This is a genomic window from Rhodopseudomonas sp. BR0G17 (assembly GCF_010907025.1).
GTDB lineage: Bacteria > Pseudomonadota > Alphaproteobacteria > Rhizobiales > Xanthobacteraceae > Rhodopseudomonas > Rhodopseudomonas palustris_H.
The window spans coordinates 134,435-159,533 of sequence record NZ_QUML01000010.1 but is presented as its reverse complement, the minus strand read 5'-3'; the positions used below and the strand labels follow the sequence as shown (position 1 = coordinate 159,533).

Genomic DNA, 25,099 nt, shown 5'->3' with positions numbered 1-25,099 from the left:
GGTCTGATTGAGATTTCGGCGGCCGGGTCGTTCGACCCGGCCGTTTTGTCGTGCGTGCTGGTCCGGACGGGCAGCCGCAGGCCCCTGCGTGGCCACCGGCATTCGAGGGTGCGACGTCCCGGTATCACTACCAGGAATATACCTTCGTTCGAATCACGTACTTTCCCGAGGTGACGGAGCGATCGGCCGATCGCACAACTTCTTCACGTCGGTCTGATCGCCCATTCGAGCGCATACCGCAGCATAAGCCGCCGCCGTCGCTCTTCCATGCGCGCCGGTGCGGTCGCCATCGCAGGGGCCTTCATGAAACTGTCGACCCGGCTGACCCTCGCCATGGTAGCGCTGGTTTTGGTGACCACCGCGGTCCTCGGATTTCTCAATTATCAGAACGTCGTCGACCTGGTGATGCCGCGCGCGCTGATGCGGCTCCACACCCACGCCCAGCTCAACGCATTATTGATCGAGACGTCGCTCCAGAGCACCCACGCTGATGCAGTCGGGGCGCAATCCTCCGCGGCGTTGCGCGATCTGCTCACCGCCCGGCGTGACAGCCTGCAAACCACCGGCGAGGAGCCAGCGAACTGGCGCAAGCGGATCGAAGCCCGTTTCATCGCCGAGCTGGTGGCCAAGCCGAGCTGTGCAATTCTGCGCGTGATCGGCCCGGAGGACGGCGGCCGAGAACTGGTGCGGGTCGATCGGCTCGGTCCGAACGGCAGCATTCGGGCTGTGCCGCAGTCCGAGCTGACCCGCCGCGGCGATCGCACGTACGTCAAGGAAGGCATGGCGTTGCCGCCCAACCGGGTGGCGATGTCGAAGGTCGAGCTGAACAAGACTGCGACCGGGCTCGAGACTCCCTATGTGCCGACGGTGCGGACCATGGCGCCGATCGACGGGGCCGATGGCACGCGGCTCGGTCTGCTCGTCATCAATACGGATCTGAGCGGGACGCTCGAGCGGATCCGCGAGAGCTCCGACGGCAGTAATATCATCTACGTCGTCAATGCCGATGGCGATTACCTGCTGCATCCCGATCGGTCGCGTGAATTCGGGTTCGACCTCGGCAAACCAAGCCGTATCCAAGACGACTTCCCGCGGATGTCCGAACTGCTGCTTCTGCGCAAGGGTGGCGATACCCCGACCCTGGTCGCGGATAGCGCCGGCGAACGCTTCGGCGCCGGGTGGGACTGGGCCGAGCTGCCGAACGGGCCGAGGCTCGCGGTGGTGGAAATGCGGCCCTACGTGTCGTTGACGTCGGTGCAAACGGCGGTGCGGAATTCCACCATCCTGGGCGGTACCGTGGCGATCCTGGTGGCGATGCTGATGGCGTTTCCGCTGGCGCGCTCGCTCACCCGTCCGCTGGTGCGGATCACCAATTCGATTGTGGCGTTCTCATCCAGCGGCGTACCGGTCGAGGTGAAAACCGGCGGTGGCCATGAGATCAACATGCTGGCCGAAGCCTTCACCCGGATGGCGTCGGAATCGCAGCGCAAGGCGGTGGCGCTCGCCTCCGAAGTGGAGCAGCGCTCGCGGATCGCCGAGGTGCTGCAGAACACCATCGACAACATGGTCGATCCCGTGCTGGTCGCCGATGCCAATGGCTTGGTGATCCTCACCAACCCGGCGGCACGCGAAACCTTCGGTCAGCTGTCGGGCGTCGGCGTGCTCAACACCACCCGTTCGTTTGATCGCTTCGATGCCGATGGCAATCCGATGGCGCAGGATCAGTCGCCGCTGCTCCGCGCCTTTCGCGGCGAGACCATCATCAATTTCGAGTTCGCGGTGCAGCCGATCGGCTCGGAGCGTCGATCCTATCTGATCGCCAACGGTCGTCCACTGCGGAACGAAACCGGCGAGATACAGGGCGCCGTGATGGTGTATCACGACATCACCAAGACCAAGAAGGCTGAGGACGCGCTTCGCCGCAGCGAGCAGATGTCGCGCGCGATCATCGATACGGCGCTCGACGCGTTCGTGCAGCTCGATGCGCTGGGGCGGATCACCGATTGGAGCCCGCACGCCGAGTCGATGCTCGGCTGGAGCCGCGAGGAAGCGATCGGTCAGGATTTCGGCGAGCTGGCGCTCCCGCCGGATCAAACCAGAGAAATCAAGACCGGTTATCGACGCTTCATCGAAGCGATCGAACACGACATGAGCGTGATTCAGGGGCATCGCATCGAGATCGAAGCGGTCCGGCGTGACGGCTCGCCGATCGCGCTCGAAGTCTCGATGACGGCGCTGCCGGTCGAGGGGCGGTTCGTCGTCAACGTCTTCATGCGTGATCTGACCGAGAAGATCGCATTCGAAGAGCAGCTCCGCCAGTCGCAGAAGATGGAGTCGATCGGTCAACTGACCGGCGGCATCGCTCACGACTTCAACAACATGCTGACGGTGATCACCGGCACCATCGACATCATCAGCGACGGTGTCGCCGACCAGCCGCATCTGGCGGCCATTGCCAAACTGATCAGCGAAGCCGCCGATCGCGGTTCGGAGCTGACCCGTCTGCTGCTCGCCTTCGCGCGCAAGCAGCCGCTGCGACCCGACGAAACAGAGGTCAACGCGCTGCTGTCGGGTTTGCAGAGCCTGCTGCGCCCAACGCTCGGCGAGCCGATCGAAGTCGAGACCGTGCTCGCTCCCGACACATGGTCGATCTATGTCGATCGCGGCCAGCTTGAATCGGCCCTGGTCAATCTCGCGGTGAATGCACGCGACGCGATGCCGAAGGGCGGCAAGCTCACGATCGAGACCAGCAACGTCGTGGTCGATCCGGATCTCGGCAAGCGGTTCGGCGATCTGGCGCCGGGCGACTACGTGATGATCGCGATTACCGATTCCGGCTGCGGTATTCCGGAAGCGATCCGTAGCAAGGTGTTCGATCCGTTCTTCACCACCAAAGAAGTCGGCAAGGGCACCGGTCTCGGCCTCAGCATGGTGTACGGCTTCATCAAGCAGTCCGGCGGACACATCACGCTCGACAGCGAGGAGGAGCAAGGCACGACGTTTCGGCTATATTTGCCGCGAGCCCAGATCCAGGTCGACGCCGAGGCAGCGCCAGCCATCGAGCAGAACGCGGTCGGGGGCACCGAGACGATCCTGGTGGTCGAAGACGACGCCATGGTCCGCAGCTACGTCAACGCCCAGCTCAAGAGCCTCGGCTACACCACGCTGTCGGTCGGCAACGCCGCGGCAGCCTTGTCGATCGGCGAAAGCGACACTGCATTCGATCTGCTGTTCACCGACGTGGTGATGCCCGGCCCGATGAATGGCGTGCAACTCGCGGCCGAGATGATCAAGCGTCGGCCGGGGCTCAGGGTGCTGTACACCAGCGGTTATTCGGAGAACGCGCTGATCCATAATGACCGGATCGATTCCGACGTGCTGCTGCTGTCGAAGCCATATCGGCGCAGCGATCTCGCCCGGATGATCCGCCGTGCCCTGGCGACCGCCCAGGAGGCCGAAGCAGCGCGATCGACCGCCGTCGCCGAGCCGGCCAAGCCGAGCAGGGCCGCAGCGGCAAGGCCGGCGTGAACCGTCGCAATCGCACTCAGCGGCTTAGTCGGCTTCCAGCGTGAATTGCAGCAGCAGGGTTCGCTGCAGCATCGAGAAATTGTCGTCCGACACCATCGTCAGCACGATCGCGCCGCCGGCATCGACATGGACGTCGAGCCCTTCCATGTTGTCGATCTCGTTGCCGAGGTCGGCCTCGAAGATCGCCGGGCCATCCACGGTTGCGCCCGCCACGATCGTGCTCAGTGCGATCCGCCGAATGCGGATATGCACGCCCTCGAACCAGGAGAATTTGCGCTCCAGGATCAACAGCTCGCCGCCCGGGAGCAGTGCGGCGTCGGCGATGTCGTAGTTGGCGGTCCGGCGAACCGAGAACTGACCGGGAGATTTGCCGCCGATCAGGAAGCCGATGGTGTTGCGCTCGGCATCGAGGCCGCGTTCGGAGAGCGCGATCAGCGTGCCGGCCAGCGAATGCGGCTTCGGCACTACCACCAGCGATTCGATGCCCTTGTTGTTGGGCAGCTTGCGCAGCGCCGGTGGCACCGCAATCGGCTGGCCGCGCGCGCGGATTCCGTCGCGGCCGAAGTCGAACTTGACGATCTGGTTGACGCGCTCGAAGCCCACATAGGCTGTGCCGCCGTCAAACGCGAGCGACTCGCTATCATACCACTTACGTGAGCGTAGCGGCATGCCGTCGGGGCCGAGCAGCGGCGCCGCTTCGACGTCGGCGAGACCGCTCAGCGCCGTTCCGTCATAGGCGATGCGCCCGGTGAACCAGGTCGCCTTGTCGCTGATCGCAACGAACCGCTCGCCGCTTGGATCAAGCCGCAACGCCGACAGCCCGCCGAACCCGCGGAAGCCGGACGTGAGGATCAGGCCGCTGCGAAACTGCAGCGCACCGAATTGGCGGTGGGCGCGGTCGCGCAGGTCGAAGTGATCGATAGGGCGGGCCCGCACTTCGATCGAACGCGGTGCAGGCGGTGTCAGCTCGTCGACTTCGACAGGCTTGGCTTGCGCCAACGCCTGGGTCGGCGCGAAACCGGCCAACGCCGCGGCGCCGCCAAGCGACAGCCCGGCCGCAAGCAACTTGCGGCGCGTCGTCGTGGCGAGGTCCGATACGGCTGTCGCCGTGGAATCGCTCCGCTTCCCAGCCTCGCCCTGCGGAGCGTTCATCGGCTCATCTCAGCCCAAGAGCGCTCACGAATGCAGACGGCGGCGGCGCGGACCCGGCGTTGCGGTCGGGGTGGCGGTCTCGCTGAACAGTTCGGCGAGCTTCTCGGTGATGGCGCCGCCGAGCTCTTCGGCGTCGACGATGGTCACGGCGCGGCGATAGTAGCGCGTCACGTCGTGGCCGATGCCGATCGCGATCAGCTCCACCGGCGAGCGGGTCTCAATTTCCTCGATGATGTGGCGCAGATGCCGTTCGAGGTAGTTGCCGGGATTGACCGACAGCGTCGAGTCGTCGACCGGCGCACCGTCCGAGATCATCATCAGGATCTTGCGCTGCTCGGGGCGGCCGAGCAGGCGCTTGTGCGCCCAATCCAGCGCTTCGCCGTCGATGTTCTCCTTGAGCAGGCCCTCGCGCATCATCAGCCCGAGATTCTTGCGAGCCCGGCGCCACGGCGCGTCCGCCGACTTGTAGATGATGTGGCGCAGGTCGTTGAGCCGGCCCGGATTGGCCGGCTTGCCGGCGGCAAGCCAGGCCTCGCGCGATTGTCCGCCCTTCCAGGCACGCGTGGTGAAGCCGAGGATCTCGACCTTGACGCCGCAACGCTCCAGCGTGCGCGCCAGAATGTCGGCGCAGGTCGCCGCCACCGTGATCGGGCGGCCGCGCATCGAACCGGAATTGTCGAGCAGCAGCGTCACCACGGTGTCGCGGAAGGTCGCTTCCTTCTCGCTCATGAATGACAGCGGATGGAACGGATCGATCACCACGCGCGACAAACGCGCCGGATCGAGAATGCCTTCTTCGAGATCGAAGTCCCAGGCGCGGTTCTGCTGCGCCATCAGCCGGCGCTGCAGCCGGTTGGCGAGGCGGGCCACGATCCCCTGTAGATGCGCCAGCTGCTTGTCGAGATAGCTGCGCAGCCGCTCCAGCTCGTCGTGGTCGCACAGGTCTTCGGCGGCGACGATCTCGTCGAACTTCGGCGCGAAGGCGTGATACTCCGGTCCGCGCGGCTCGTTGGCGCCGCGATTGTGCGGACGGGTGGCTTCGCCCGGCGTTTCGTCCTCGCCGAGTTCGGAATCGTCGAAGGCGTCGGAGGTCGATGCCTGGGCGCTTTCCATCTGGCTATCGCTGACCTCGTCGCTGGTCGCTTCGGCCTGCTCGGCGCTCATCTCCTGCGCGGCTTCGCCCTGCGGCTCGCCCTCGGCGCCGGACTGATCGTTCTCGCCTTCCTGCTTGTCGTCCTGGCTCTCGTCTTCGTCGGTCTCGGTATCGCGATCGTCGCCGAGCTCGAGTGCGTCGAGCATGTCGTGGATCACGTCACCGAACTTCGCCTGGTTGTCGGCAAAGTGTTCGAGCTGATCGAGTCGCGACCCAAGCTTGTCTTCCAACACCGGCCGCCACAGGTCGACCAGCTTCTTGGCTGCGGTGGGCGGCGCCAGCCCGGTCAGCCGCTCGCGCACCAGCATCGCCAGCGCGTCCGACAGCGGCGCGTCGGCACGGTCGGTGATCTCGTCGAATTTGCCGCGATGGAAATGATCGTCGAGCATCGCGGTGAGGTTCTTGGCGACGCCCGCCATTCGCCGTGCGCCGAGCGCTTCGACGCGCGCCTGCTCCACTGCTTCGAACACACCCCGGGCCTGCGGATTGCCCGGCATCAGCTTGCGATGCACTTTCGGATCATGACAGGCGAGCTTCAGCGCGATCGAGTCGGCGTGGCCGCGCACGATTGCGGCGTCGCGCTTGCTCATCTTGCGCGCCGGCTCGGGAAGCCGCGCCTTGCCCGGTGCGAGTCCGGGGCGCTCGGCCGCGAAAGTGACCTCCAGCTCCGGAGCCTTGGCGATCGCACGCAGGCACGAGGTGACGGCGCGCTTGAACGGCTCGGTCGGCGCTTCCTTCGATCCGGTGCGGAGTTTGCTGTTGGTCGTGGTGCTCATCGCCGCCTTCTCCCTCTTCCCGTTTGCCAGGAGAGGGTCGCGGTGAGGGGGTTATGCGTCGGTCGCGCGAAGAGGCCCCTCACCCGGCTCGCTTCGGTTGCCGACCTCCCCCCGCGCGCGGGGAGAGGCGAAACGATCGTCAGCTCATCGCGATGTTGACCGAGCTCTCGGGCAGCTCGGCGTTGAAGCAGCGCTGATAGAATTCCGCCACCAGCGGCCGCTCCAGCTCGTCACACTTGTTGAGGAAGGTGACGCGGAACGCGAAGCCGATGTCGCCGAAGATCTCGGCGTTCTCCGACCAGGTGATCACCGTGCGCGGGCTCATCACCGTCGACAGATCGCCGTTGGCGAAGGCGTTACGCGTCAGGTCGGCGAGCCGGACCATCTTGTTGACGATGTCGCGCCCTTCGGCGTTGCGATAGTGCTTGGCCTTGGCGAGGATGATCTCGACTTCCTCGTCGTGCGGCAGATAGTTCAGCGTGGTGACGATCGACCAGCGGTCCATCTGGCCCTGGTTGATCTGCTGCGTGCCGTGATACAGGCCCGAGGTGTCGCCGAGGCCGATGGTGTTGGCGGTGGCGAACAGCCGGAACGCCGGGTGCGGCTTGATGACCTTGTTCTGGTCGAGCAGCGTCAGCCGGCCGGAAACTTCCAGCACGCGCTGGATCACGAACATCACGTCGGGACGGCCGGCATCGTATTCGTCGAACACCAGCGCGACGTTGTGCTGCAGCGCCCAGGGCAGGATGCCGTCGCGGAATTCGGTGACCTGCTTGCCGTCGCGGACCACGATGGCGTCCTTGCCGACCAGATCGATACGGCTGATGTGGCTGTCGAGGTTGACGCGCACGCACGGCCAATTGAGACGCGCCGCGACCTGCTCGATGTGGGTCGACTTGCCGGTGCCGTGGAAGCCGGTGACCATCACGCGTCGGTTCTTGGCGAAGCCTGCCAGAATCGCGAGGGTGGTGGCGCGATCGAAACGGTAATCCGAATCAACATCCGGTACGTGGGGGTCGACCTCGGAATAGGCCGGAACTTCGAGGTCGCTGTCGATGCCGAAGACCTGCCGGACCGACACCTTCATGTCGGGTAAGCCAGTGATCTCCGGAGCGGTGGTCGTAGCGGCGGTCATCAATCCTCCGTGGTCCCGGACGCGCCCGAAACCCGATCTTCGTTGGTGGATGCGGTTGAGTGCGGAATTGAACCTAGCAGAGAGCCGCGATCCGCAGAAGCCCGCCGCGCGATCAAAGTTCCGTCGATGTTTCATTGAGATAGGAGCGTGACGCGGTTTTGTGAAGGCTGTGTTGCGGATTCGGTGGGCGATGCCGAATCGGCGTGCAACTTTTCGGCAGGGCAGGGGTCGTAAGCTGTCGCAACTGCCTGTCCGTCTCCTTGGAGCCCCACCGCCTTGAGTTCACTGCTCGACTCGCTGGTCCATTTTGCCGCGTCGCATTCCGGCCTCGCCTATCTGACGCTATTTCTGGCGGCGCTGCTCGAAGCCGTACCGGTGGTGGGATCGCTGGTGCCGGGCTCGACCGTGATCCTGGCGCTGAGCGTGTTGATTCCCGGCGGCGAACTCAGCCTTGTTGGCGTTCTCGCCTCGGCGATCGCCGGCGCGCTGATCGGCGACGGCGCGGCGTATTGGACCGGCCATCGTGGGCACCGCCGTATTTTGAGCGCTTGGCCGCTGTCGACCTATCCGGACGTGGTGGCGAAGGCAGAAGCGTTCTTCGTGCGTTACGGCACCTGGGCGGTGCTGTTCGGCCGGTTCGTGCCGCCGATCCGCGCCTTCGTCCCGGTCACCGCCGGCGCACTGCAGATGACGCCGCAGCGGTTCTTTGCCGTCGATGTGCCGGCGATCCTGCTGTGGGCCCCGGCGCATGTGCTGCCGGGCGTGATCGCTGCCACCGCGCTCGAGCGCAGCCACACGACGCTGCACCACTGGCTGCCGGTGCTCGCCGGCGTTGCCGGAACGCTGTTGCTGGGGCTATGGGCGTATCGGCGTTGGAAGGGCACGCCGGCTTAGCGTCAATCAAGGTCAACGACGCAAGCGTTATGCGTCAGGGACGGGCAGGTGCCGCCGAGAGCGTTCAGCTCCGCACCACCGTCTTCAGATAGTTGTAGGCCTTGATGATTTCGATCAGGCGGTCTTCGGTCGAGCGATCGCCGCCATTGGCGTCGGGGTGATGCTGCTTCACCAGCGCCTTGTACTTGGCCTTGACCACTTCGAGAGTCGCGTCGCTGTCGAGGCCCATCACCTGCAGCGCCTTGCGCTCGGCGTTGAACACCTTACGCGGCTCGGCGCGCGCCTCGTCGGCCGGATCGGGCCCGCGACGCCGGCGGCGGCTGCCGGTGAATTCGTTGAAAACATTGAACGGATCGGCGGCGCCTTCGAGATCCTCGGGACTGCGGGCGCGGCTCTTGGCGCCATTCTGCCCCATCTTCCAGGTCGGACGATGACCGGTCAGCGCGTCCTTCTGATAGCGGGCGACGTCATCCGGATTCATCCCTTCAAAGAAGTTATAACCCTGGTTGAATTCGCGGACGTGGTTGAGACAGAAGTGCCAGTAATCCTTCTCGTAGCCGCGGCCCTTCGGCGCACGGTGCGCCGCGCGGCTGGTACAGCCGGGCGCGTCGCACATCCGTACCTGTTCGCGCGCGGCTTCACGCGCCACTTCCGCGGCCCGCGGCTTGACGCGGATCTTGTCGAAGAATTTGGACGAGTCGATTGGCATGGGCGGACTTTGACTACGCAACGCTCCGGGCTTCAAGTCTTGACATTCCGAGCAGCCCCCGGGTTGATGCGTCGCAGACGGATTTGACGGAATAACGGCCGAACGGGTGGGGCATCACGGCATGGGCACGCAGGACACTATCACGCAGAAGTTGCGCGAAGCTTTCACGCCCGAAAGCCTCGACGTCATCGACGAATCCAACCTACACGAAGGTCATGCGGGTCACGCCGGTCGCAGCGAGACTCACTTCCGGGTGAATATCGTATCGGCGGCCTTCGCGGGCAAGAGCCGGGTCGATCGTCACCGCATGGTCAACGACCTGCTGGCACCGGAACTGAAAGGCGGCGTGCACGCGCTCGCCATCAAGGCCAAAGCGCCCGGCGAAGCCTGAGCGAACAAATCGCTTAGACTGATCCGGCTCGTGTCTTCCGGCTCTTCTTTTCGATCAGATCGGCCTCGCCGTCGCGCGGCACGGGCGAGATTCGCAGCGCCGTGATGCGGTTGCGCTCGCGGCGTAGAACGCGGAAGCGGAAGCCGTGGAAGGTGAAGTTCTGACCGCGGTCCGGAATCGACCGTGCCTCGTGAATCACCAGGCCCGCCACCGTGGTGGCTTCCTCGTCCGGCAGGTTCCAGTCCATCGCGCGGTTGAGATCGCGGATTGGCACCGAGCCGTCGACCACCACCGAGCCGTCCGGCTGGGTGCGGACGCCGGCGACCACGACGTCGTGCTCGTCGGAAATATCGCCGACGATTTCCTCGAGGATGTCCTCGAGCGTCACCATGCCTTCGACTTCGCCGTATTCGTCGACGACCAGCGCGAAGTGAGTCTTGCGGGTGCGGAACGCCTTGAGCTGTTCGGAGACCGGACGCATCTCCGGCACGAACCAGGGTTGCAGCGCGATCTTGCCAATATCGATCTTGGACGCGTCGCCGTCAGCGGCGCGTAGCGCGCGCAGCAGATCCTTGGCGTGCAGCACGCCGACGATGTTCTCCGGCTTGTCGCGCCACAGCGGCACGCGGGTGTATTCGGTCGCCAGAACTTCCTTCACCAGTTGTTCGCTGGGCTGATCGGCGTTGACGGTGACCATCGCGGTCCGGTGCACCATCACGTCCGACACCACCAGTTCGCCGAACCGGAACACGTTCTGGATGTATTCGGCTTCGCCGCTCTCGATCTTGCCGTGCTCAGCGGATTCGCCGACCAGCCCCTCGATCTCGACGTCGGTCAGGATCTCGTGCTCGGAGTTTTCTTCGACGCCGAGCAGCTTCAACACGCCGCGCGAAGCCTGGTTCAGCAGCCAGTTCAGCGGATACAGCAGGATGAACGAGATGTGCAGCGGATAGGCGATCCACTGCGACACCGGCTCCGGTTGGCGGATCGCCAGCGTCTTCGGCACCTGCTCGCCGATCACGATGTGCAGCGACGAGAAGAACAGGAAGCCGCCGAGAAACGCGATGAAGTGCTGCGCTGATTCCGACAGGCCCATCGGCTGCAGCACCGGTGCAAGCAGCGCCGAGACGGTCGGTTCGCCGACCCAGCCGAGCCCGAGCGATGCCATGGTAATGCCGAGCTGACAGCAAGCCAGATACGCTTCGACGTTGCCGAGGATGTGCTGCACCAATTCGGCGCCGAACCGCTGCTTCTCGACCATCGCCTTGATGCGGAAGCCGCGGCTGCGCACCAGCGCGAACTCCGCCGCGACGTAGAAGGCGTTGGCGATCAGCAGCAGGACCGCGATCAGAACGTTGCTCAGAGTCGAGTTCATGATGCTCTTGGGTTCGCCTGCGTAACCGCAGGGCGCCGCAGCGGCCGTTAGGCTTGCGCCAGTTTCCGCTGCAGGAATTCGCGCACCGGCGCCGGCTCGACCTTATTGGCGATCACAGCGCGGCCGATGCCTTCCATCAGGATGAAGGTGAGTTCGCCGCGCTTGACCTTTTTGTCCTGCGACATCAGCGCCATCAGCCGGTCGGCGTCGGCAAGGCCTTCCTGGGTGAAACCGGCGATGTCCTGCAGCCGGGTCGGCAGGCCGACTTCGGCGAGATGCTTGGCGAGCCGCTGCGCGTCGGCCGCCGGCATCATGCCGCGCTCGGCGGAGAACTCCGCCGCCAGCACCATGCCGATCGCCACGCCCTCGCCGTGGAACAGCCGGTCCGAGAACCCGGTCGCCGCTTCCAGCGCATGGCCGAAGGTGTGGCCGAGATTGAGCAGGGCGCGGTCGCCGGTCTCGCGCTCGTCGCGGGCGACGATGGCGGCCTTGGCCCGGCACGAGGTGGCCACCGCGTGCTCGCGTGCGGCGCCGCCGCTGAACAGCTCGGCATGATTGGCTTCGAGCCAGGCGAAGAACGCCTCGTCGCCGAGCGCGCCGTATTTCGCGACTTCAGCATAGCCGGCGCGGAATTGGCGCGGCGACAGCGTATCGAGAATCGCTGTGTCGGCCAGCACCAGCACCGGCTGGTGGAACGTGCCGATCAGGTTCTTGCCCTGCGGTGAATTGATGCCGGTCTTGCCACCGACCGAGGAGTCGACCTGCGCCAGCAGCGAGGTTGGCACCTGCACGAAGTCGACGCCGCGGCGCAGTAGCGAAGCGGAGAAGCCGGCAAGATCCCCGATCACGCCGCCGCCGAGCGCGATCACCAGATCGTTGCGCTCGATCTTGGCGGCGATCAGCGCCTCGCACACCTGTTCGAGCCCCGCATAGCTCTTGGAGCTCTCGCCTTCGCCGACGATCACCGACGCATGCGCAATGCCAGCCTGGTCCAGCACCTCCTCGGCGCGCTTCAGCCAGGTCTTCGCCACGGTGCGATCGGTGACGATCGCGGTGCGTGCGCCGGGCCGCAGCTTGGCGATCCGTTCGCCCAGCGAGGCGATCACGTCGCGGCCGATCACGATCTCATAGGCGCGGTCGCCGAGGGCGACTTCGACGGTGATCGGGGCGGAGTGTTTCTGCGGGGCGTTCATGAAGTCTCGCTCAAGGTTGGGGCGGGGGCGCCGCACAGATAGTGATGGAGAGCGGCGACGCATTCGTCGACGATCTTTTCGTGCGGCACGTCGCGCGACGCGATGGTGATGTCGGCTTCGCGGTACAGCGGGTAGCGCTCGGCGATCAGGCGGGCGATGGTGCCGGCCGGATCGGGCGTCTTGAGCAGCGGGCGGTCGGCGCGGCGCTTGACCCGGCGCAGGATCACGTCGGCCTCCGCCTCGAGCCACATCGAGATCGCCTTCTCGCGAATCCGGTCGCGGGTCTCCTCGCGCATGAAAGCGCCGCCGCCGGTCGCCAGCACTTTGGTGCCGCCGTCGAGCAGCCGGGCGATCACCCGGGCCTCGCCGTCGCGGAAGTGCGGCTCGCCGTGGGTTTCGAAGATCTCCGGGATGGTCATTGCCGCGGCCGATTCGATCTCAGTGTCGGCGTCGAGAAACGGCAGCCCAAGCCGCAGCGCCAGCCGGCGCCCGACGGTGGATTTGCCGGCGCCCATCATGCCGATGAGCACGACCGGGCGTTCGCCCAGCGCCGCGACGATCTCGGCTTCCTGGGGCGACCTGCCGGCAGCAGCCGTCGGTACGGTTTCAGACATTCGCGGCATCCGTGGGACTGAAAGGGCAAGCTATACTACCCCGGTCGCCGGGCTTGCCAGAGTCTCTTGCAAGGGAAGGGCGAACATGGTCGTAGTCGCGCGTCGCCGCCAAACGCCTGCCGCTGCCGAGATTCGCGAATGCCCACCCTCTTTCGGTTCCTGACGGTGATTGGTGTGGTAGGCGGTATCATTTACGGGACGATTTTCGCGCTGGCCAATTTCGTCGGGCCGAACAGCCGCGAAATGACCGTGACGATCGGCCCGGACAAATTTCTCAAGAAATAGCCGTTAGGCTGGTCGCATGCGTCGACCGCGAACCATATCCAAAGCCGCCGTGCTGCCGGAGCCTCAGGCCGCGCCGCTGCGCCCTGCCTCCTATTCGGACGCCGGGCTGACTGAACTGTTTCTCGACATGATCGCGGCCGAGCAGGGCGCTTCCGCCAACACGCTCGATGCCTATCGGCGCGATCTGGCGGACCTGTCGCACTTTCTGTTCCGCCGCCGGCTCAGCATCGGCTCCGCCGACACCGCGGCGCTGCGGGCCTATTTGGCCGATCTCGACAACCGCGGCTTTGCCACCTCCAGCGTCGCCCGCCGGCTGTCGGCGCTGCGCCATCTGTTCCGGTTCATGCTCAGCGAGCGGATTCGTGCCGACGACCCGGCTGCGATCCTGGCTGGGCCGAAGCGCGGCCGCAGCCTGCCGAAGGTGCTGTCGATTGCCGATGTCGACCGGCTGCTGGCCTGCGCCCGGCAGGAGACCGATGCCGCGGAGGGACCGGCCCGGCTGCGCGCGGCGCGGCTGAACTGCCTGCTTGAAGTGCTGTACGCCACGGGGCTGCGCGTTTCGGAGCTGGTGTCGCTGCCGCTCTCAGCGGCGCGACGCGACGCCCGGATGATCGTGGTCCGCGGCAAGGGCGACAAGGAACGGCTTGTGCCGCTCAACGCCGGCGCCAAGCAGGCGATGGCGCGCTATCTTGAAGAGGTTGCGGCCGCCACCAAAGAAACCAAAGGCGCGCCGGCCTCGAAATGGCTGTTTCCGTCCTTCGGCGAGAGCGGGCATCTGACGCGGCAGCATTTTGCCCGCGATCTGAAGGATTTGGCGGCGCGCGCCGGGCTGTCGCCGCGGCTGGTGAGCCCGCACGTGCTCCGCCACGCCTTCGCCAGTCACCTTCTGCACAACGGCGCCGACCTGCGGATCGTGCAGACGCTGCTCGGTCACAGCGACATCTCGACAACGCAGATCTACACCCATGTGGTCGAGGAGCGGCTGAAGAGCTTGGTGCGTGATCTGCACCCGCTCGGCGAAGGCCGCTGAGCCGCGCTAGCTTTCGGAAGCCCGGCCGGTCATCCGCGACAGCACTTCGTCGCGCTTGACGAACTGATGCCAGCACACCGCGCCGAGATGCACTGCCAGCACCGCGCCCAGCACCCAGGCGCCGCGGTCATGCAGCATCTGGCCCCATTCGGAGAGGGCGTGATCGCGCGGCACCAAGCGCGGCCATTGAAATAGTCCGAACCACGGCAGCGAATAGCCGCCGGCGCCGGAGAACAGATAGCCGCTGAGCGGCATGAACAGCATCAGGCCGTAGAGCGCCAGATGGCCGGCGCGCGCCGCCATTTCGGTGAGATGTCCGAGCGGTTGCCGATACGGCGGCTCGCCGCTGACCAGCCGCCATACGATGCGGACGATGAGCAGCGCCAGGATGGTGAAGCCGATCGATTTGTGCAGTTCGAGCAAACCCTGCCGCGGCTGCTGGCCTGACGGATAGTAGGCCGACACAATTCCGAGCCCGATCGCCGCGAAGATCAGCAGCGCCATCGACCAGTGCAGCCAGCGCTGCGCGCGCCCGAACATGAAGCGATCGGTCGAGATGGGAGCGTCGTCTAAGGCGGTCATGTTGGACTTTCTGGCTAGGGCAGGGGCGGTGCCGAGCCATCAGATCGGCGAGTGAAAATCAACTTACCGAAGCGTCATCGATTTCGACCGCAGCCGGCAGCGCTTCTGCGGTTCAACCGCCGGCTGCCGGCCTCCCGACCGGCGCGAGCCGCGCCGGCTGGTGCACGATCCGGCGCTGCGGCAGTTGTCCCAGCCGCTTGACTTGGCTCCCGGATGGCTTGAAAAGCCGGGCGGCCCTATCGGCCGCAGCTTTCCTCCCCATATCGCCAAAGTCATGTCCGGGCCCATGCGCAGCTATCTCGACTTCGAAAAGCCGGTGGCGGAACTCGATTCCAAGATCGACGAACTGCGCACGCTCGCGGCCTCCGGCAGCGACATCCACGAGGAAATCGAGAAGATCGAAGAGAAAGCGCAGCAGGCGCTGCAGGATCTCTATGCGGCGCTGACGCCGTGGCAGAAGACCCAGGTCGCGCGTCATCCGCAGCGGCCGCACTGCGTCGATTACATCGAAGGTCTGATCACCGAGTTCACGCCTTTGGCCGGCGACCGCAAGTTCGGCGACGACGAAGCGCTGGTGGGCGGCTTCGGCCGCTTCCGCGGCGAAGCCGTCTGCGTCATCGGCCAGGAAAAGGGTTCGACCACCGAAACCCGGCTCCGGCATAATTTCGGCATGGCGCGGCCGGAAGGCTATCGCAAGGCCGTGCGGCTGATGGAAATGGCTGACCGTTTCGACCTGCCGGTGCTGTCGCTGGTCGACACCGCCGGCGCCTATCCGGGCATCGGCGCTGAGGAGCGCGGCCAGGCCGAGGCGATCGCCCGCTCGACCGACGCTTGCTTGCAGCTCGGCGTGCCGAACGTCGCGTTAGTGATTGGTGAGGGTGGCTCCGGCGGCGCGATCGCGATCGCCACCGCCAACAAGGTGCTGATGCTCGAACACGCGGTTTACAGCGTGATCTCGCCCGAAGCGGCGTCCTCGATCCTGTGGCGCGACGGCACCAAGGCGCAGGAAGCGGCGAATTCGATGAAGATCACTGCCCAGGACCTGCTGAGGTTCGGCGTGATCGACCAGATCCTGGCCGAACCGAAGGGCGGCGCCCATCGCGATCCGGAGGCGATGATCGCCACCGCCGGCGATGCGATTGCGGCCGCCTTTGCCGAGCTGAAAGGCCAGGGCCGCGATGCGATCCGCGCCCAGCGCCGGCAGAAATTCCTCGATATCGGCCGCAAGCTGGCCTGATCGGGACCGGTCGCTGCCGGTCCGGCGAATTGATCAAATCTTAACCAAATCCGCACCGCTGGTTCGAAATTCGGCGCTCGGCCGCAGTTTCGCCGCGCGCCGGCGATTCAATGTTCCTTGACCATGATCTCCGGACCGCCCCGCCGCCGGCCTGATCGGCTTGCGACCCCAAGGGCTTAAGGATAATCTTGGCAGACTGCACACGGCCCCAGTGGTTTGGGGCCAACGCGGTGCAGAGTTTGGTAAATGCGAGCGGTCGAATCCGCCGGATCTTGCAAGATCCGGTGCCGGAGATGGCCGCGCGGAAGCTGGACGACTGGATAGCTCGAATGTGGGGTGCGGGTTTGCCGGTCGTCGGGGGAGCTTCGTGGTGACGAAAAGCCCGCTTGTACGCGCGCTGATGCTGACAGCTGCGCTCGCGACGATGCCTTTGCTCGCCGGCTGCAACAGCGATCAGATGGCGCTGGCGACCAATGCCAAGGCCAATCAGCCGGTGCCGCCCAAGCTGGTCGCGGCGATGCAGGAAAAGAACATGGACCTGCAGTCGCCGATCCTGGTGCGACTGTTCAAGCAGGAAGCCGAGCTCGAGGTCTGGAAGCAGGACCGCACCGGCGTTTTCCAACTGCTGAAGTCCTATCCGATCTGCCGCTGGTCCGGCGATTTGGGTCCGAAGATCCGCGAAGGCGATCGTCAGGCACCCGAGGGATTCTATTCGATCTCTCCGGGCCAGATGAACCCGCAGTCCTCGTACTATCTATCGTTCAACACCGGCTATCCGAACGCGTTCGACAAGTCGCTCGGCCGCACCGGCTCGCAGCTGATGGTGCACGGCGATTGCTCGTCGCGCGGCTGCTACGCGATGACCGACGAGCAGATCGCCGAGATCTACGCGCTGGGGCGCGAGTCGTTCTTCGGCGGCCAGCGCGCGTTCCAGCTGCAGGCCTATCCGTTCAAGATGACGCCGGTGAACTTCGCCAAGCATCGCAACAACCCGAACATGCCGTTCTGGAAGATGCTGAAGGAAGGCTACGACCATTTCGAAGTCACCCGGCAGGAGCCGAAGGTCGACTTCTGCGAGCATAAATACGTGTTCGATGCCGCGCCGCCGCCCGGCTCGAGCAGGCCGTTGCAGTTCAACGCCTCGGCCAAGTGTCCGACCTACGAGATCCGTCCCGACATCGCCGAGGCGGTGCGCGAGAAGGACAAGCAGGACAACATCAAGATCGCCGAGCTGGTCGCCAAGGGCACCCCGGTGGCCCGGCTGAACACCGGCATCGACGGCGGCATGAACCACGTGTTCGCCTCGAAGATTCCGGATGCCTCGACCGGCCTGTCGGAAGTGCCCGAGGACAAGTCGCTGTCGGTCGCCTCGTTCGATCGCGCGCCCGGCACCATTCCGCCGACGGTCAATCCGCCGCGTCCCTCGGATAATCTGCTGGTCGCCGCTCCGGCGGAACCGAATGCATCCGCCGCGAAGGCACGCGTCGCCTCGGCGTCGAAGGACGACATCGGCGGACTGCTCGCTGGCAGCCACAAGCTTGGCGAATCCACCGCGGCCGCCCGGCCGGCGCCGTCTGCGCCGGCTAGCACCGCGGCGCGCCACGAGCCGGCGCCGCGTCCGCAAGGTGCCGCGCCGAAGGCTGCCGAAACCAAGCAGGCCGCCGCGTCGCGGCCGCCGCTGAAGCCTAGCGTCGATGCCGAAACCACCTCGTCGGCCCCCGCCAGGCCGTCCGGCATGATCTCCGGCGGCGCGCCGGTGGTGTCGTCGAACTCGTTCGACAGCCGGTTCTCGGCGTTCCGCTGAGGCGGCTCGCCCTTCTTTAGCAAAGTCCATCGGCCAGTCATTCCGGGGCGCTCGCGTCAGCGAGCGAACCCGGAATCTCGCCGTGCCGAGCACCGGCAGGATTTCAACAACCTCTGATTTCGGGTTCGCGCAGCTTTGCTGCGCGCCCCGGAATGACGGCTGCGGCGGCCGATTCTTCAGACATCAAACAGCAAAATGCCCGGCGGTGAGGCCGGGCATCGCTGAGTGTCTTGATCTGCTTCGCCGCGCTTAGGCGTAGCGGCCGTGGCAGTGCTTGTACTTCTTGCCGCTTCCGCACGGGCAGTCCTCGTTGCGGCCGACCTTGCCCCAGGTCTCGGGCTTGTTCGGATCGCGGTCCGCCTTGTCGGTAGGCTGCGCCGGCGCCAGCGTGACGCTGGCCAGCGCCATCTCGTCCTGGCCGGTATCAGGGTCCATTTTGTGGACCTCCATCGGCGGCAATTCCTGCGGCTGATCCGGCGGAATGATCTCGACCCGCATCAGCTGCGCCGTCACCGCCTCGCGCAGGTGCGAGCTCATCTCCTGGAAGAGATTGAAGGCTTCGGACTTGTACTCCTGCAAGGGATCGCGCTGGCCGTAGCCGCGCAGGCCGATCACCTGACGCAGGTGATCGAGCATCACCAGATGCTCGCGCCACAGATGGTCGAGGGTCTGCAGCAGGATGCTCTTCTCGGCGTAGCGCATCACGTCCGCGCCCCACTGACCGACCTTTGCGGCCATATGTTCGTCGAACACCCGCTCCAGCCGCGTGATCAGCTCTTCGTCGGCGATGCCCTCTTCCTTGGCCCATTCGTCGACCGGAATGTCGAGGCCGACCACGCGCTCGACCTCGGCCTTCAGCCCAGCGACGTCCCACTGCTCGGCATAAGCGTGCTCGGGCACGTATTTGGCGACCAGGTCCTCGATGTAGGTGTGGCGCATGTCGGCGACCGTTTCGGCCACGCTGTCTTCCTTCATCAGCTCGATGCGCTGATCGAAGATCACCTTGCGCTGGTCGTTCTGAACGTCGTCGAATTTCAGCAGGTTCTTGCGGATGTCGAAGTTGCGCGCCTCGACCTTCTGCTGCGCCTTTTCCAGCGCCTTGTTGATCCACGGATGGATGATCGCCTCGCCTTCCTTCAGGCCGAGGCGGGTCAGCATGGTGTCCAGCTTGTCGGAGCCGAAGATTCGCATCAGGTCGTCTTCCAGCGACAGGAAGAACTTCGAGCGGCCCGGGTCGCCCTGACGGCCGGAACGGCCGCGCAGCTGGTTGTCGATACGGCGGCTCTCGTGGCGTTCGGAGCCGATGATGTACAGGCCGCCGGGGCGCTTGGCGGTTTTGGCCGGCTTGTTGCCCTTGGCGGGCTCGATTTCGATTTCGTCCTCGGCCTTCAACACGATGTCGCGGAAGCGCTCGATGTCGGCCTTGATCTCGGTGATCTTCGCCGCCCGCTCGGCTTCGTCGGTGATGTGCGCGGCTTCCTGCTGAATCCGCATCTCCAGCGAACCGCCGAGCTTAATGTCGGTACCGCGGCCGGCCATGTTGGTGGCGATGGTGATCGCGCCGGGCACGCCGGCTTCGGCGACGATATAGGCCTCCTGCTCGTGGAAGCGCGCGTTCAACACCGCGAACAGCTTGGCCGGCTTGCCGGCGCGGGCGGCGGCGTACAGCTTGTCCATCCCCTTCGGGTCGGTGAAGTCGATCTGCTTGTAGCCGTTCTTCTTCAGATACTCGGCCAGCACCTCGGACTTTTCGATCGAGGCGGTGCCGACCAGCACCGGCTGCATCCGCTTGTTGGCGCGCTCGACCTCGGCGAGGATCGCGGCGTACTTCTCCTGCTGGGTGCGATACACCTCGTCGTCTTCGTCGAGACGGGCAATCGGCAGGTTGGTCGGAATCTCGACCACTTCGAGCTTGTAGATGTCGAAGAACTCGTCGGCCTCGGTGGCCGCCGTACCGGTCATGCCGGCGAGCTTGTCGTACATCCGGAAGTAGTTCTGGAAGGTGATCGACGCCAGCGTCTGGTTTTCCGGCTGGACGGTGACGTGCTCCTTGGCTTCCAGCGCCTGGTGCAGGCCTTCCGAATAGCGCCGGCCCTGCATCATGCGGCCGGTGAATTCGTCGATGATCACCACCTCGTCGTTGCGGACGATGTAGTCCTTGTCGCGCTGGAACAGCGCATGGGCGCGCAGCGCCTGGTTGACGTGGTGCACCACCGAGACGTTTTCGACGTCGTACAGCGACTCGCCGCGAAGCTGGCCGGCGTCGCGCAGCAGCGTCTCGATCTTCTCCATGCCGGCTTCGGTCAGCGTCACGGTGCGCTGCTTTTCGTCGACGTCGTAGTCCGATTTGTCGAGCCGCGGAATGAAGGTGTCGATGGTGTTGTAGAAGTCCGAACGGTCGTCGAGCGGACCGGAAATGATCAGCGGGGTCCGGGCTTCGTCGATCAGGATCGAGTCGACTTCGTCGACGATCGCGAAATTGTGCCCGCGCTGGACCATGTCCTCCAGCCGGTACTTCATGTTGTCGCGCAGATAGTCGAAGCCGTATTCGTTGTTGGTGCCGTAAGTGATGTCGCAAGCATAGGCCGCCTGGCGCTGGGCGTCGTCGAGCCCGTGCACGATCACGCCGGTGGTCATGCCGAGGAAGCCGTAGATCTGGCCCATCCAGCCGGAGTCGCGCTTGGCGAGGTAATCGTTGACGGTGACGACGTGGACGCCCTTGCCGGCGAGTGCGTTGAGGTACACGGCGAGCGTCGCGACCAGGGTCTTACCTTCGCCGGTCTTCATCTCGGCGATGTCGCCTTCGTGCAGCACCATGCCGCCGATCAGCTGAACGTCGAAGTGGCGCTGGCCGAGCGTGCGCTTGGCGGCTTCGCGGACAGTGGCGAACGCCGGTACCAGCAGGTCGTCGAGGGTCTTACCGTTGGCGAGCTCGGCGCGGAATTCAGCGGTACGGGCGCGCAGCGCCTCGTCGGACAGCGCGGCCAGTTCCGGTTCGAGCGCATTGATCGCGGCAACCCGCGTCTGGTAGCCCTTGACCCTGCGGTCGTTAGCGGAGCCGAAGAGTTTGCGGGCGAGCGCGCCGATCATGCCAGCTTCCTGTTGTTGCGGTGTGACTTCGCAGCCTTGATGCCGTTCGCTCGAGCCACTATCAACTCATCGTGACGCTCAGGCACCTATCAGGATACAGGTGCGCGCGCGAAATGACTTGGTAATCCAGCAATCCGAGGGCCGGCTGCCCAGGGTGCGGTCGCGCGACGACCGCCCGACCCGAGCCTGTGGCGGCACAGATATGGCTGGGCCTGAGGGTTGTCAACGCGCCCGCCTTTCAAGGATTTCATCATTTTGACAGAGTTTTCGCGTTGCCAAGGCACCGCGATTGGGTGACTGTTCCGCCGCCCCGACACCCCGGCTTTCAAGACAAGGATTTTCCATGACACCTGCGTCCAACGCAGTCTCATCCGGCCTGCGCGCCGGCCTCATCAGCGCGGCTGTGACAGGTTGTCTCGCATTTGCGCTGCTGGCCGCGCCGGCTGCGCGCGCCCAGGATGCGAACCCCGTGCTCGCCAAGGTCAATGGCGCCGAAATCCGCCAGAGCGACGTCGACCTTGCCGAGCAGGAGCTCGGCCCGAGCCTCGCCCAGCTCGATCCCGCGACCCGGAAGGAAAACGTGCTCGCCTTCCTGATCGACATGAAGATCGTCGCCAAGGCAGCCGAGGACAAGAAGATCCAGGACAACGCGGATTTCAAGAAGCGCCTGGATTTCGCCCGTAACCGTCTGCTGATGGACGATGTGCTCGCCGCCGAAGGCAAGGCCGCGACCACCGACGAGGCGATGAAGAAGGTTTATGACGAAGCCGCCAAGCAGATCTCCGGCGAGCAGGAAGTTCACGCCCGCCACATCCTGGTCGAGACCGAGGATGAGGCCAAGGCGGTCGCCGAAGAGCTGAAGAAGGGTGCCGACTTCGCCGAGCTGGCGAAGAAGAAGTCCAAGGACCCGGGTGCGTCCGACGGCGGCGACCTCGGCTTCTTCACCAAGGACCAGATGGTGCCGGAATTCTCCGCCGCGGCGTTCGCGCTGGAGCCGGGCAAGATCTCCGATCCGATCAAGACCCAGTTCGGCTGGCACATCATCAAGGTCGAAGAGAAGCGCAACCGCAAGCCGCCGAGCTTCGATCAGGTCAAGGCGCAGATCGAGCAGTACGTCACCCGCAAGGCGCAGTCGGACTACGTCAGCAAGCTGCGCCAGGCCGCCAAGATCGAGCGGCTGGACCAGCCGGCCGCCAAGCCCGACGCGGCTGCGAAGCCGGATGCCGCCAAGCCGGCGGATGCGGCGAAGCCTGCCACCCCGGCGCCGGCCAAGAAGTAAGTCTTTTCAATGAGTTGATTGTCGAAATGGCCGGGCTTGTCCCGGCCATTTTTCGTGATCGGGTGCGGTTCAGTTCGTAGGATGGGTTCGCATGAGCCAACCCATCCTACGATTGTGGCAGCTTGGCCTTCAGGGCGTACAGCGCGTCCAGCGCTTCGCGCGGGGTCATCTCGTCCGGATGCAGCGCCTTGACGGCTTCGATCAGCTGCTCCGCCTCGCTCGGCGGCGCGGCCTCGGCCGGTGCGCGGGCCGTCATCGCAAACAGCGGCAGGTCGTCGATCAGAGTCTTGGGCTGGCCGCGGTCGTTGGCTTCGAGCTTGGCCAGCACCGCCTTGGCGCGCGTCACCACCGAGGGCGGCAGGCCGGCCAGCTTGGCGACCTGGATGCCATAGGAGCGGTCGGCGGAGCCCGGCAGCACCTCGTGCAGGAACACCACCTCGCCCCGCCATTCCTTGACCCGCACCGTGGCATTGAACAGCCGCGGCAGCTTGGCCGACAGCGCGGTCAGCTCATGGTAGTGCGTGGCAAACAGCGAACGACATCTGTTTTGTTCGTGCAGATGCTCGATCGCCGCCCAGGCGATCGACAGGCCGTCGAACGTCGCGGTGCCGCGGCCGATCTCGTCGAGGATCACCAGCGCCCGCTCGGACGCCTGGTTCAGGATCGCGGCGGTCTCCACCATCTCGACCATGAAGGTCGAGCGGCCGCGGGCGAGATCGTCGGCGGCGCCGACGCGCGAGAACAGCCGGTCGACGATGCCGATCCGCGCCCGGCTCGCCGGCACGAAGCTGCCGACCTGGGCGAGCAGCGCGATCAGCGCATTCTGTCGCAGGAAGGTCGACTTACCGGCCATGTTCGGGCCGGTCAGCAGCCAGATCTGACCGCTGGTCTGCGCCGGGCCGGGCGAGAGGTCGCAGGCATTGGCGATGAACGGCTCGCCGGCCTTTTTCAGCGCCTGCTCGACCACCGGATGCCGGCCGCCTTCGATCGCAAAGCTGAGCGACTCGTCGACCTCCGGTCGGACGTAGTTGTCGTCGCTGGCGAGCTTGGCGAGCGCGGTGGCGACGTCGAGCAGTGCGAACGCGTGCGCGGCGGCGCGCAGGTCTTCGCCGGCCGCATCGATCATCGCCGCGAGGCGGTCGAAGATTTCCAGCTCGAGCCCGAGTGCGCGATCGCCCGCATTGGCGATCTTGGCTTCGATCTCGCCGAGTTCGGCGGTGGTGAACCGCACCTGGCCAGCCAGCGTCTGGCGATGGATGAAGGTGGCGTTCAGCGGCGGCGCCATCAGCTTGTCGCCGTGCTGCGCCGAGACTTCGACGAAGTAACCGAGCACGTTGTTGTGCCGGATCTTCAGCGCCTTGATGCCGGTGTCGTCGGCGTAGCGCGCCTGCATCGAGGCCACCACCAGCCGCGAGGCGTCGCGCAGCTTGCGGGTCTCGTCGAGCGCCGGCTCATAGCCTTCGCGCACGAAGCCGCCGTCGCGTTTGAGCAGCGGCAGATCGTCGGCGAGCGCACGGCCGAGCTCGGCGCACAGGCCGCGTGAGGGGCGCTGCAGCGCCGTCATCGCACTCGCGATCTCCTGCGGCGGCGTGGCGAGCTGGCCGAGCTGCGCCAGCACCTCGTCGGCGGCGCGGATGCCATCGCGCAAGTTCGCCAGGTCGCGCGGGCCACCGCGGCCGAGCGACAGCCGCGCCAGCGCACGCGCCATGTCGGGCGCCGCACGCAGCGAGCTGCGGATCTGTTCGCGCAGTCCCGAATCCGCCGTGAAGGCTTCGACCGCGTCGAGCCGCCTTGCGATGGCCGCCGCATCGGTCAGCGGCGCGGCCAGCCGCTGCGCGAGCAGGCGCGAGCCGGCAGCCGTGACGGTGCAGTCGATCGCATCGAGCAGCGAGCCGCGGCGCTCGCCGGCGAGCGTGCGGGTGAGTTCGAGATTGGCGCGGGTCGCAGGATCGATCGCCATCGTGGTGCCGGCGGCTTCGCGCGACGGCGGCGACAGCGGCGGGCGTTTGCCGAGCTGGGTGCGATCGACATACGTCACGCAGGCCGCGGCGGCGGTCGCTTCCAGCCGCGACAGCGCGGCGAGGCCGTCCATGGTGGCGACCGCGAAGTAATCACACAGCCGCCGCTCGGCGGTGGCGGAATCGAACACATCGCGCGTCAGCGGCGTGACGGCGGCGAGTTCGCGCAACGTCGGAGCCAGCTCGGTGTCGCTGTACAGCGCGTCCGGCACAATCGCTTCGTTTGGATTGATCCGCGCCAGCGTCGCGGCGAGCTCGGCGGTCGAACATTCGGTGACGTTGAATTCGCCGGTTGAAATGTCGATCCAGGCGAGGCCAATGCGATCAGCGCCGGCCGAGCCGCGGGCGCGCGCGATCGCCAGCAGGTAGTTGTTGGCGCGGGCGTCGAGAAGGGTGTCTTCGGTCAGCGTGCCCGGCGTGATCAGCCGCACCACGTCGCGCCGCACCACGCTCTTGCGTGCGCGTGCCGCTGCCGGATCTTCGGTCTGTTCGCACACCGCGACGCGGTGACCGAGCGCGATCAGCCGGTGCAGATAATCGTCGGCACGCTCCACCGGCACGCCGCACATCGGGATATCCTGCCCGAGATGCTTGCCGCGCTTGGTCAGCGTGATGCCGAGTGCGCGTGCGGCAATCTCGGCGTCGTCGAAGAACAGTTCGTAGAAATCGCCCATCCGGTAGAACAGCAACAGACCCGGATTTGCGGCCTTGATCTCGTGGTACTGCTCCATCATCGGCGACATTTTGGCGGGCGCTTCCGGAGGCGGAGCGGCGTCGGGCGGCAGAGCGATGTCGGGGCGGATGGTCATGGCCCGATGCATAGCAAAAATCGCACCTTCGTTCCTACCTCGGGC

18 protein-coding genes are annotated in these 25,099 nt (G+C 65.6%); 8 read left to right on the top strand and 10 right to left on the bottom strand.

The genetic code is table 11. The features are described from left to right. The first annotated feature begins 303 nt into the window (after nt 1-303). Entirely contained in the window at nt 304-3,528 is a 3,225-nt protein-coding gene (locus DY467_RS10685) for a PAS domain S-box protein (protein WP_164635905.1), read from the top strand. Nucleotides 3,529-3,552: 24 nt separating this feature from the next. Here the strand turns inward: DY467_RS10685 and DY467_RS10680 are convergent, their stop codons facing one another. The 3 genes from DY467_RS10680 to cobS form a co-directional block, all read right to left on the bottom strand. Further along, complete coding sequence (locus DY467_RS10680; RefSeq protein ID WP_164635903.1) at nt 3,553-4,680, bottom strand: esterase-like activity of phytase family protein; 1,128 nt, start codon at nt 4,678-4,680, stop codon at nt 3,553-3,555. Between the two features lie 24 nt (nt 4,681-4,704). Then, nucleotides 4,705-6,609 (bottom strand): cobaltochelatase subunit CobT, encoded by a 1,905-nt coding sequence (cobT, locus tag DY467_RS10675; RefSeq protein ID WP_164635901.1) that lies wholly within the window; start codon nt 6,607-6,609, stop codon nt 4,705-4,707. A 139-nt stretch (nt 6,610-6,748) separates the two neighbouring features. Then, nucleotides 6,749-7,744, bottom strand: a complete 996-nt coding sequence (gene cobS / locus DY467_RS10670; protein ID WP_164635899.1) for a cobaltochelatase subunit CobS — start codon at nt 7,742-7,744, stop codon at nt 6,749-6,751. Nucleotides 7,745-8,020: 276 nt separating this feature from the next. On the opposite strand from cobS, the gene DY467_RS10665 reads away from it, so the two are divergent. Then, nucleotides 8,021-8,638, top strand: coding sequence for a DedA family protein (locus DY467_RS10665; RefSeq protein ID WP_164635898.1), 618 nt, complete (start codon nt 8,021-8,023; stop codon nt 8,636-8,638). A gap of 64 nt (nt 8,639-8,702) precedes the next feature. On the opposite strand, the gene DY467_RS10660 is transcribed toward DY467_RS10665, so the two are convergent. Next, nucleotides 8,703-9,347 carry a J domain-containing protein gene (locus DY467_RS10660; RefSeq protein ID WP_164635896.1) on the bottom strand — a complete coding sequence of 215 codons (645 nt, stop codon included), beginning with the start codon at nt 9,345-9,347 and terminating at the stop codon, nt 8,703-8,705. A gap of 121 nt (nt 9,348-9,468) precedes the next feature. Here DY467_RS10660 and DY467_RS10655 point away from each other — a divergent pair, with 121 nt between their 5' ends. After that, entirely contained in the window at nt 9,469-9,738 is a 270-nt protein-coding gene (locus DY467_RS10655; protein WP_107342714.1) for a BolA family protein, read from the top strand. Between the two features lie 13 nt (nt 9,739-9,751). On the opposite strand, the gene DY467_RS10650 is transcribed toward DY467_RS10655, so the two are convergent. Genes DY467_RS10650 through DY467_RS10640 form a run of 3 tightly spaced genes read right to left on the bottom strand, consistent with a single transcriptional unit; the run spans nt 9,752 to nt 12,920 of the window. Next, nucleotides 9,752-11,113, bottom strand: a complete 1,362-nt coding sequence (locus DY467_RS10650; RefSeq protein ID WP_164635894.1) for an HlyC/CorC family transporter — start codon at nt 11,111-11,113, stop codon at nt 9,752-9,754. Nucleotides 11,114-11,160: 47 nt separating this feature from the next. Then, nucleotides 11,161-12,306: a 3-dehydroquinate synthase gene (gene aroB, locus DY467_RS10645; RefSeq protein ID WP_164635892.1), complete on the bottom strand. Its 1,146-nt coding sequence runs from the start codon at nt 12,304-12,306 to the stop codon at nt 11,161-11,163. Then, nucleotides 12,303-12,920 (bottom strand): shikimate kinase, encoded by a 618-nt coding sequence (locus tag DY467_RS10640; RefSeq protein WP_164635890.1) that lies wholly within the window; start codon nt 12,918-12,920, stop codon nt 12,303-12,305. Before DY467_RS10640 ends, aroB begins: the two co-directional genes overlap by 4 nt. Nucleotides 12,921-13,058: 138 nt before the next feature. Here DY467_RS10640 and DY467_RS10635 point away from each other — a divergent pair, with 138 nt between their 5' ends. Continuing rightward, entirely contained in the window at nt 13,059-13,205 is a 147-nt protein-coding gene (locus DY467_RS10635) for a hypothetical protein (RefSeq protein WP_011156073.1), read from the top strand. Nucleotides 13,206-13,221: 16 nt separating this feature from the next. Further along, a complete protein-coding gene (gene xerD / locus DY467_RS10630) occupies nt 13,222-14,235 on the top strand; it encodes a site-specific tyrosine recombinase XerD (RefSeq protein WP_164635889.1) in 1,014 nt (337 codons plus the stop codon). A gap of 6 nt (nt 14,236-14,241) precedes the next feature. Here the strand turns inward: xerD and DY467_RS10625 are convergent, their stop codons facing one another. After that, the gene (locus DY467_RS10625; RefSeq protein WP_164635887.1) at nt 14,242-14,817 is read right to left on the bottom strand and encodes a cytochrome b; all 576 of its coding nucleotides are present in this window, start codon (nt 14,815-14,817) and stop codon (nt 14,242-14,244) included. 274 nt (nt 14,818-15,091) lie between these two features. Here DY467_RS10625 and DY467_RS10620 point away from each other — a divergent pair, with 274 nt between their 5' ends. Both DY467_RS10620 and DY467_RS10615 read left to right on the top strand, forming a co-directional pair. Continuing rightward, a complete protein-coding gene (locus tag DY467_RS10620; RefSeq protein ID WP_107342720.1) occupies nt 15,092-16,054 on the top strand; it encodes an acetyl-CoA carboxylase carboxyltransferase subunit alpha in 963 nt (320 codons plus the stop codon). 370 nt (nt 16,055-16,424) lie between these two features. After that, a complete protein-coding gene (locus DY467_RS10615; RefSeq protein WP_164635885.1) occupies nt 16,425-17,858 on the top strand; it encodes a L,D-transpeptidase family protein in 1,434 nt (477 codons plus the stop codon). A gap of 249 nt (nt 17,859-18,107) precedes the next feature. Here the strand turns inward: DY467_RS10615 and secA are convergent, their stop codons facing one another. Continuing rightward, nucleotides 18,108-20,948: a preprotein translocase subunit SecA gene (gene secA, locus DY467_RS10610; protein ID WP_164635883.1), complete on the bottom strand. Its 2,841-nt coding sequence runs from the start codon at nt 20,946-20,948 to the stop codon at nt 18,108-18,110. 343 nt (nt 20,949-21,291) lie between these two features. Between secA and DY467_RS10605 the strand changes: the two genes are divergently transcribed. Next, on the top strand, nt 21,292-22,227 hold the full coding sequence (locus DY467_RS10605) for a peptidylprolyl isomerase (protein ID WP_164635881.1): 936 nt from the start codon (nt 21,292-21,294) through the stop codon (nt 22,225-22,227). A 106-nt stretch (nt 22,228-22,333) separates the two neighbouring features. On the opposite strand, the gene mutS is transcribed toward DY467_RS10605, so the two are convergent. Next, nucleotides 22,334-25,054 (bottom strand): DNA mismatch repair protein MutS, encoded by a 2,721-nt coding sequence (gene mutS / locus DY467_RS10600; RefSeq protein WP_164635879.1) that lies wholly within the window; start codon nt 25,052-25,054, stop codon nt 22,334-22,336. Nucleotides 25,055-25,099: the final 45 nt, after the last annotated feature.

Bases quoted from the DNA above. Each gene is read 5' to 3' on its own strand.
- cobT (WP_164635901.1), bottom strand. From the start codon at position 6,609: ATGAGCACCACGACCAACAGCAAACTCCGCACCGGATCGAAGGAAGCG.
- DY467_RS10655 (WP_107342714.1), top strand. From the start codon at position 9,469: ATGGGCACGCAGGACACTATCACGCAGAAGTTGCGCGAAGCTTTCACG.
- DY467_RS10650 (WP_164635894.1), bottom strand. From the start codon at position 11,113: ATGAACTCGACTCTGAGCAACGTTCTGATCGCGGTCCTGCTGCTGATC.
- mutS (WP_164635879.1), bottom strand. From the start codon at position 25,054: ATGACCATCCGCCCCGACATCGCTCTGCCGCCCGACGCCGCTCCGCCT.
- DY467_RS10635 (WP_011156073.1), top strand. From the start codon at position 13,059: ATGCCCACCCTCTTTCGGTTCCTGACGGTGATTGGTGTGGTAGGCGGT.
- DY467_RS10680 (WP_164635903.1), bottom strand. From the start codon at position 4,680: ATGAACGCTCCGCAGGGCGAGGCTGGGAAGCGGAGCGATTCCACGGCG.
- DY467_RS10660 (WP_164635896.1), bottom strand. From the start codon at position 9,347: ATGCCAATCGACTCGTCCAAATTCTTCGACAAGATCCGCGTCAAGCCG.
- DY467_RS10685 (WP_164635905.1), top strand. From the start codon at position 304: ATGAAACTGTCGACCCGGCTGACCCTCGCCATGGTAGCGCTGGTTTTG.
- xerD (WP_164635889.1), top strand. From the start codon at position 13,222: ATGCGTCGACCGCGAACCATATCCAAAGCCGCCGTGCTGCCGGAGCCT.
- DY467_RS10605 (WP_164635881.1), top strand. From the start codon at position 21,292: ATGACACCTGCGTCCAACGCAGTCTCATCCGGCCTGCGCGCCGGCCTC.
- aroB (WP_164635892.1), bottom strand. From the start codon at position 12,306: ATGAACGCCCCGCAGAAACACTCCGCCCCGATCACCGTCGAAGTCGCC.
- DY467_RS10620 (WP_107342720.1), top strand. From the start codon at position 15,092: ATGTCCGGGCCCATGCGCAGCTATCTCGACTTCGAAAAGCCGGTGGCG.
- DY467_RS10640 (WP_164635890.1), bottom strand. From the start codon at position 12,920: ATGTCTGAAACCGTACCGACGGCTGCTGCCGGCAGGTCGCCCCAGGAA.
- secA (WP_164635883.1), bottom strand. From the start codon at position 20,948: ATGATCGGCGCGCTCGCCCGCAAACTCTTCGGCTCCGCTAACGACCGC.
- DY467_RS10625 (WP_164635887.1), bottom strand. From the start codon at position 14,817: ATGACCGCCTTAGACGACGCTCCCATCTCGACCGATCGCTTCATGTTC.
- cobS (WP_164635899.1), bottom strand. From the start codon at position 7,744: ATGACCGCCGCTACGACCACCGCTCCGGAGATCACTGGCTTACCCGAC.